The sequence below is a fragment of the Desulfosporosinus sp. BICA1-9 genome (assembly GCF_000802135.1).
Map to the genome: position 1 here is coordinate 1 of NZ_JUEE01000121.1, position 5,602 is coordinate 5,602.

Annotated in this window: 10 protein-coding genes and 1 pseudogene; 7 read left to right on the plus strand and 4 right to left on the minus strand. The window is 41.3% G+C overall.

The genetic code is table 11. The features are described from left to right. Together JL57_RS14630 and JL57_RS14635 are read right to left on the minus strand one after the other, a co-directional pair. A partial coding sequence (locus JL57_RS14630) for a PIN domain-containing protein (protein WP_034142771.1) occupies nucleotides 1-365 on the minus strand: 365 nt, incomplete at its 3' end. Then, nucleotides 353-616: a hypothetical protein gene (locus JL57_RS14635; protein WP_034142772.1), complete on the minus strand. Its 264-nt coding sequence runs from the start codon at nucleotides 614-616 to the stop codon at nucleotides 353-355. The genes JL57_RS14635 and JL57_RS14630, both read right to left, overlap by 13 nt. 692 nt (nucleotides 617-1,308) lie before the next feature. Here JL57_RS14635 and JL57_RS34505 point away from each other — a divergent pair. Together JL57_RS34505 and JL57_RS34510 are read left to right on the plus strand one after the other, a co-directional pair. Continuing rightward, entirely contained in the window at nucleotides 1,309-1,845 is a 537-nt protein-coding gene (locus JL57_RS34505) for a transposase (RefSeq protein WP_291300117.1), read from the plus strand. A gap of 32 nt (nucleotides 1,846-1,877) precedes the next feature. Further along, the gene (locus tag JL57_RS34510) at nucleotides 1,878-2,294 is read left to right on the plus strand and encodes a transposase (RefSeq protein ID WP_291300118.1); all 417 of its coding nucleotides are present in this window, start codon (nucleotides 1,878-1,880) and stop codon (nucleotides 2,292-2,294) included. Between the two features lie 185 nt (nucleotides 2,295-2,479). Here JL57_RS34510 and JL57_RS34515 read toward each other — a convergent pair. Both JL57_RS34515 and JL57_RS14645 read right to left on the minus strand, forming a co-directional pair. Next, a pseudogene (locus JL57_RS34515) lies at nucleotides 2,480-2,659 on the minus strand (DUF3102 domain-containing protein); the annotation flags it as partial. A 201-nt stretch (nucleotides 2,660-2,860) separates the two neighbouring features. Then, nucleotides 2,861-3,247 carry a LytTR family DNA-binding domain-containing protein gene (locus JL57_RS14645; protein ID WP_034142773.1) on the minus strand — a complete coding sequence of 129 codons (387 nt, stop codon included), beginning with the start codon at nucleotides 3,245-3,247 and terminating at the stop codon, nucleotides 2,861-2,863. 152 nt (nucleotides 3,248-3,399) lie between these two features. Here JL57_RS14645 and JL57_RS14650 point away from each other — a divergent pair, with 152 nt between their 5' ends. The 5 genes from JL57_RS14650 to JL57_RS14670 all read left to right on the plus strand — a co-directional run. Next, nucleotides 3,400-3,729 carry a helix-turn-helix domain-containing protein gene (locus JL57_RS14650; RefSeq protein WP_034142774.1) on the plus strand — a complete coding sequence of 110 codons (330 nt, stop codon included), beginning with the start codon at nucleotides 3,400-3,402 and terminating at the stop codon, nucleotides 3,727-3,729. A gap of 178 nt (nucleotides 3,730-3,907) precedes the next feature. Next, nucleotides 3,908-4,474 carry a hypothetical protein gene (locus JL57_RS14655; RefSeq protein WP_034142775.1) on the plus strand — a complete coding sequence of 189 codons (567 nt, stop codon included), beginning with the start codon at nucleotides 3,908-3,910 and terminating at the stop codon, nucleotides 4,472-4,474. Nucleotides 4,475-4,511: 37 nt separating this feature from the next. Then, complete coding sequence (locus JL57_RS14660; protein WP_034142776.1) at nucleotides 4,512-4,763, plus strand: YgiT-type zinc finger protein; 252 nt, start codon at nucleotides 4,512-4,514, stop codon at nucleotides 4,761-4,763. Nucleotides 4,764-4,853: 90 nt separating this feature from the next. Then, nucleotides 4,854-5,147, plus strand: coding sequence for an IS66 family insertion sequence element accessory protein TnpA (locus tag JL57_RS14665; protein WP_291300119.1), 294 nt, complete (start codon nucleotides 4,854-4,856; stop codon nucleotides 5,145-5,147). Between the two features lie 273 nt (nucleotides 5,148-5,420). After that, the coding region (locus JL57_RS14670) for a PD-(D/E)XK nuclease family transposase (protein WP_034142777.1) at nucleotides 5,421-5,602 on the plus strand (182 nt) is incomplete at its 3' end.

The window sequence follows — 5,602 nt, forward strand, 5'->3', positions numbered from 1 at the left end:
TTTTCTTCTATTGCTGTTGCGATAAACAATGCGTCAGGGGTCTTAAATCCATATTGGGCTCTAAGTTTAGCTGCTTGAAGTGCAACATTTTGGTCAATTTCTCTTAGCCCGAGGTTTGGAAAAGTACTGATAAATGCTAGATATCGATCGGCTAACCCTCTGTTACCATCTTTAAGTGGTTTGGTGAGAACTTCTGTGATAAGTAGTACTGATGAGACTGCGTAAACTTTACCAATCTCAACTGCATTAAATAGCTCTCGCACTATAGTGAAGTATTTGGGGTGTCTCTCCATGAGATATATGAAAGCATTTGTATCGATCGCGATGCGGCTAAACCGCTTGATATCGTCTTCTAATCGTCCCATTGTTCTCTATCCCGTCTAATGTAGTCTGTGCCTCCAATCTTTTTCCACATCTCCGCGCCTAAGCCCGAGAGAGCTTCGGTATAGGAATCTGGTCGCTTAATGAGCGTAAGTTCCTTGGAGTCCTCATCATAAACCCAAAGTACATCTTTTCCCAGCTTTTCTTTAATAAAGTCCACCATATCTTTCGGAATCAATACTACTCTATAGTCCTCGTTGACTGAACTATGTCTAACAGGTTGTGTGGCTTCCAACAAGAATCCCTCCTTCTTAAAGGTTTAAAATCTATTCTTGCCCGTTCTTTATCCTTTGTATATGTCTAATTATATACTATCTAGGAACTGATGGAAATACTATTCTGGTAATACATGGAACTACATGGAACTAGTGAACTACACACCACCTAAAGAGGTGGGTGCTTCCTGCTAAGGGAACTGCTCGGGTCGGAAAAGGCCTTCGAAGTTCGTCTTCGGGGGTCGTCTTTTCCTCCCCAAGGGGACTGGTACTTCCCGCACTTCCCGCAATTTGTCGAATTCCTTAAGGCTAAGGCAACCGGTGAGGCTAAGGCTACCGGTGCCTGACACCGACTTATCAACTTATTGTTTAGCTTGTGAAAACTATACTCGCCTCACTCCGGGCTCGGTAGGGGACTGGTTGGTGCGACACGTTTCTGGGTCTACTCGCTGGAACGGTTCCCGGTGGGCCCCGTTCAGGAAAGGGTCCTGGAACCTTTGTTTTCCTGAAAAATTCGGCAATACCTCGGAACAATCATGAAACTGCCCTGAACGAGGGCCCTTACTTAACGTAACGGGCATGATCGGATTCGGAAGGGATTTAGCTAATCACAAAAAAGGGGAAGATGTTATCTTCCCTCGACTACTCAACAAAATCATTTAATATTACTATTTCTATATTTTCGATCCCTTGTAGTCGAACATCATTTGTTATGAACGCTCCGCTTTTTCTGCGGGGGCATTCCAAGGACAGCCGTCCCGACCTTCCCCAAATTGTGATTGGTTTAGCTGTGACACGAGATGGTATTCCCATACGATGCTGGTCCTGGCCAGGGAATACCTCGGATATGACCGTGATTCCAGAGGTTAAGAGAGACTTAATCGGTTGGAAGCTTGGACGAGTGGTTACTGTAGCGGACCGTGGTTTTTCATCAGAAGAAAACCTACGCGTTCTTCAGCAAGCTGGAGGTCACTATATTGTTGGAGAACGGATGACGGCTGGTAAGCCGATCGTCGAAAAAGCACTATCTCATCCTGGACGATTCCGAACTGTCCGCGACAACCTTGATGTTAAAGAAGTGATCATTGGTAATGGTGAAGCAGGTGTTCGTTATGTGCTCGTCCGAAATCCAATAGAGGCCGACGGGATGCTGCCAAGCGAGAAAAGCTTCTGGATAATCTCAAAGAGGAGCTTGCAAAACTTAAGGAACTTGATGGAACGGTGCATACCAAAGCCCATTGTCGTCTAAACAGTCACATTACATATAAGAAGTATCTTAAAATGGACTCAAAAGGTAATCTGAAAATAAATAACCAAGTTGTTAAAGAAATGGAGCATCTAGATGGGAAATATCTCATTCGTACATCGGATGACACTCTTACCGTTGAAAATATTGCCTTGGGCTACAAGCAACTGCTTGAAGTTGAGCGGGCGTTTCGGACCCTAAAAACCACGTTGGAACTAAGGCCAGTCTACCATCGCAAAGAAGAACGCATTCGAGCTCATGTGCTATTGTGTTGGCCCCAATTGCGCTCAGAACTGGAAGATATGCATCTCATCGTATACGAATCAACGGACGGAAAAGTCATTCAAAGAACCGAGATAACCGAGGCTCAAAAGAGGATTCTTTTCTTGCTTGAAATCCCAGAACCCGCAAAAATACTGGATATTTCCCTTCAGAAGGGAGCAAAAACGTAGACACACGGCAAGTTATCCACAGGTGCCTCAAGTCCTTGGGCCACAAGGTTTTGAGGCGCTTCTTGTGCCTACGGACTGTCAAACCCGAGAACATGAACGTTGCTCCAAAAGACCAAGGATATAGAAAAACATCACTGTCATCACAAAAACTAGAGGAAATCTCTGTTCGTCCAGTGACAATTAAAGATGGAAAATCTCTCCCGCTCATCTTCCTGAATCCCCGGAAGGAGAAGAGCCTGGCAGTAGGTCAAATTCGTCGGCGCCGACGAATTTGACCTGCTGACGTCATCGCCGGAAGTAAACAGTTGATCTCCATATTCTTCAAAAAGCTGCATCAGCCTGCTGGCTGTGCGCCGAGAATAGCTTTAATAGCTTTAATTACAGTATACGTAGACGGGCTTCGGATGGTGCAGGCTTGGGGTACAACCCTATCAAATCACCCTCCAAAATTGGGAATCTGGTGCCTCATCGATTATTACACTTCTAAAAGCATTACTTATCCTTCAGCTTGATCATACAGATCATCCGTGGTTATATCCATGATTTAAAGAAAGTGAAGCTTACTATTACGACTTTGTGGACAGAACCTTGTCTAATATAGCAGCAATATGCTCCTGGGTACCGGGCTTGCATACTACTTGTAAAGGCTGGACCTGAATAAATTGATGGTAATCATCTGCAGATGTCACAAACACAATGCTGCATGTTGACATGGAATCGGATTGCCGTATTTGTTTGGCGGTTTCGAGACCAGTCAGCTTTTTCATACTATTATCAAGAAAAAGAAGGTCAAGAATCATCCCATGCTTATTAAGTTCTTCGAGAAGCTCTTCACCACTGCAAAATTGGTAAATATCAAATAAATACTCCTTTTCTTCTTCATATAAATGAATGAATGCCTCCAATAAATGACGACACAAGGGTCTGTCATCGCAAATGCCGATAGTAAACAAAACATCTCCCTCCAAAGCCTATTTTATATACAACTAAAAAGGTATTAAAACCATTATATATCCCTAAATATACAAATACAAGTGTATAAATACCCTTATACTTTGTTAAGAATAATATTCATAATTGATAAAGTTAAATAGGGTGATAAGATTTGAAGATTGATTACAAAGAATTAGGTGAACGGATTGCGAAAAGGCGCAAGGTGTTGAACCTGACCCAGGATGACGTCGCAGAAGCCACGGGACTTAGCAACAACCACATTTCCAATATAGAAAACAATCATTCTATTCCCAGCATTGAAACATTGCTTAAACTATGTGAGGCCCTAAACATCACGCCGGATTACCTCCTGCTGGGTATTTTCAGACACACGAATGACAGCCTGCTTTCTCGAATTAATCAAAAAATCAAGCTGTGTGATGAGAAAAAGCAGGAATTGGTTGATCATTTTATAACCTGGTTAGTTGATGAAAAACTATAGACTTTTGAAGCCCAAGCGAAGCCCAAGGGGACTGGTACTTCCCGGAATTTGTCGAACATGTTCCTTAACGTAACGCGTGTTATAGGACTATATAATATTTTCTATGCAGAAGCAGGGTACTTTCCCTTTTTGCCGAATAGGAATTATAGAATCTTGTATAAGGGAGATAGGACTCCATATGAGTAATTCCTTGACGGATAAATATGAAGTTTTTGTTTCTGCTGAGGGAACAGAATATAGATGGAAAAAATCACAGGAAATTGTAGTTAAATTAACTAGTAAAGAGATAAATCTACTGAAGTTGAAAGTGAATTTAAGCCAAGATAGTGATATACTTAACAGAGAATCAGGTAATGGTATAGCGATGGGAATACCTATAAGTCTTAGTAATACGAGGCTTCTTGAACTAAGTAGGCAATTAGCTAGTGTTATTGAGAATGAACCAACTATAATTTTTTCGGATCATGTTATTGAAAGATTGGTTTTAGAGTCATTCGAAAGCTACCCAGACAAAAGAGGTTGGAGTAATGAAGAAGAAGTTAAAAATTGTGTTTTAACAGTAAGACGAGTTCATGGAGTACGGCTTAATGTAGATCACGACCATCCTTTAAATACTGATAGTATAAAATATCTATATCCCCACATTGCGCTGGTTATTCAAGGGAAGAAAGATGATAATGCAGATGGACGTTTAGTTTTAGCTGTTTTAACCGATAATGAAATTAGAGTTATAACAATTTTGTGATTGGGAAAACACACTTGAGAGAAGAAGGTGATGGAAGATGATGTTGAAGGAGAAAGTACCCATTATGTCTATGGATTTTGTTCATTGTCAATGTGGTGGAATGGCAGAATATAAGGTTGGGACTGTTAAGCAAAAGATTGGGTCACGCACTATCCTGATTCATAATGTTCCACACTACTTTTGTATATCTTGTGGTTCCATAGGTTATGATTCAGGAATCAAACTTACTCATATATTAAAACAGGCCTATGAAAACAATCTCTCTGAAGTAAACTATAATAGTAACTAACGCGTAAGCGGTGGACTAAATAGCGTAGCGTAAAAATCTCCTATCTTTGTTACTCTGTAAAAAAGAGTGAATAGAGACAGGAGGTTTTTTATGACTAGAAATTTAGCCCTGGAACAAAGTTGGCGAGTCCGCATCGAAGAATGCCGCCAGAGCGGACTGAGTGTAAAGAAGTGGTGCCTGCAAAACGGACTGAAGAATACCTCTTACCATTACTGGATTAAAAAGTTTAGAATTCTGGATCAGCAAGAGGCTGAAGATAATACATTCGCAGAAGTGGTTCTGCTGCCAGAAAATAAAAACACCACGAAATGCTCGCCTCGCGGTTCCCGCTCGGTCGGGGACTGGTACTTCCCGCACTTCCCGCAATTTGTCGAATCCCTTTAGGGGGCGACTATGTTACTTAATATTGTTGAGTTACATTCGTCAAAACTCTGAACCTCTTGGTAACTGAGACATATAAAAAAATAAGAAATGTCTAGCACAAACCATTCCTTTTTATGGAACTAATATGTGCGTTGTTGTATAATGGAGCCATAGTGCAGTTAGGTTTAGTTTTGATAATAATAAGGGTTGTCTGCTGGTGAGTGTGTGAAACTACGGTGGATTTGCTAAAATGATATCTATATAACTGGAGAGAGGAGAGAGGATGAAGTTAATATGGCTGGGAGCAAGAAGAGTAAAACCAAACAAACACCAACTGACGATAGATTTCTAATGTCACCAAAAGTAGACTTCGTGTTCAAGCTAATCTTTGGAGACGAAAAAAATAAAGATCTGCTAGTCGCTTTCCTCAGTGCCGTACTAGGTGTTCCGGCGGAAGACTTTGAGGGAATAGAAAT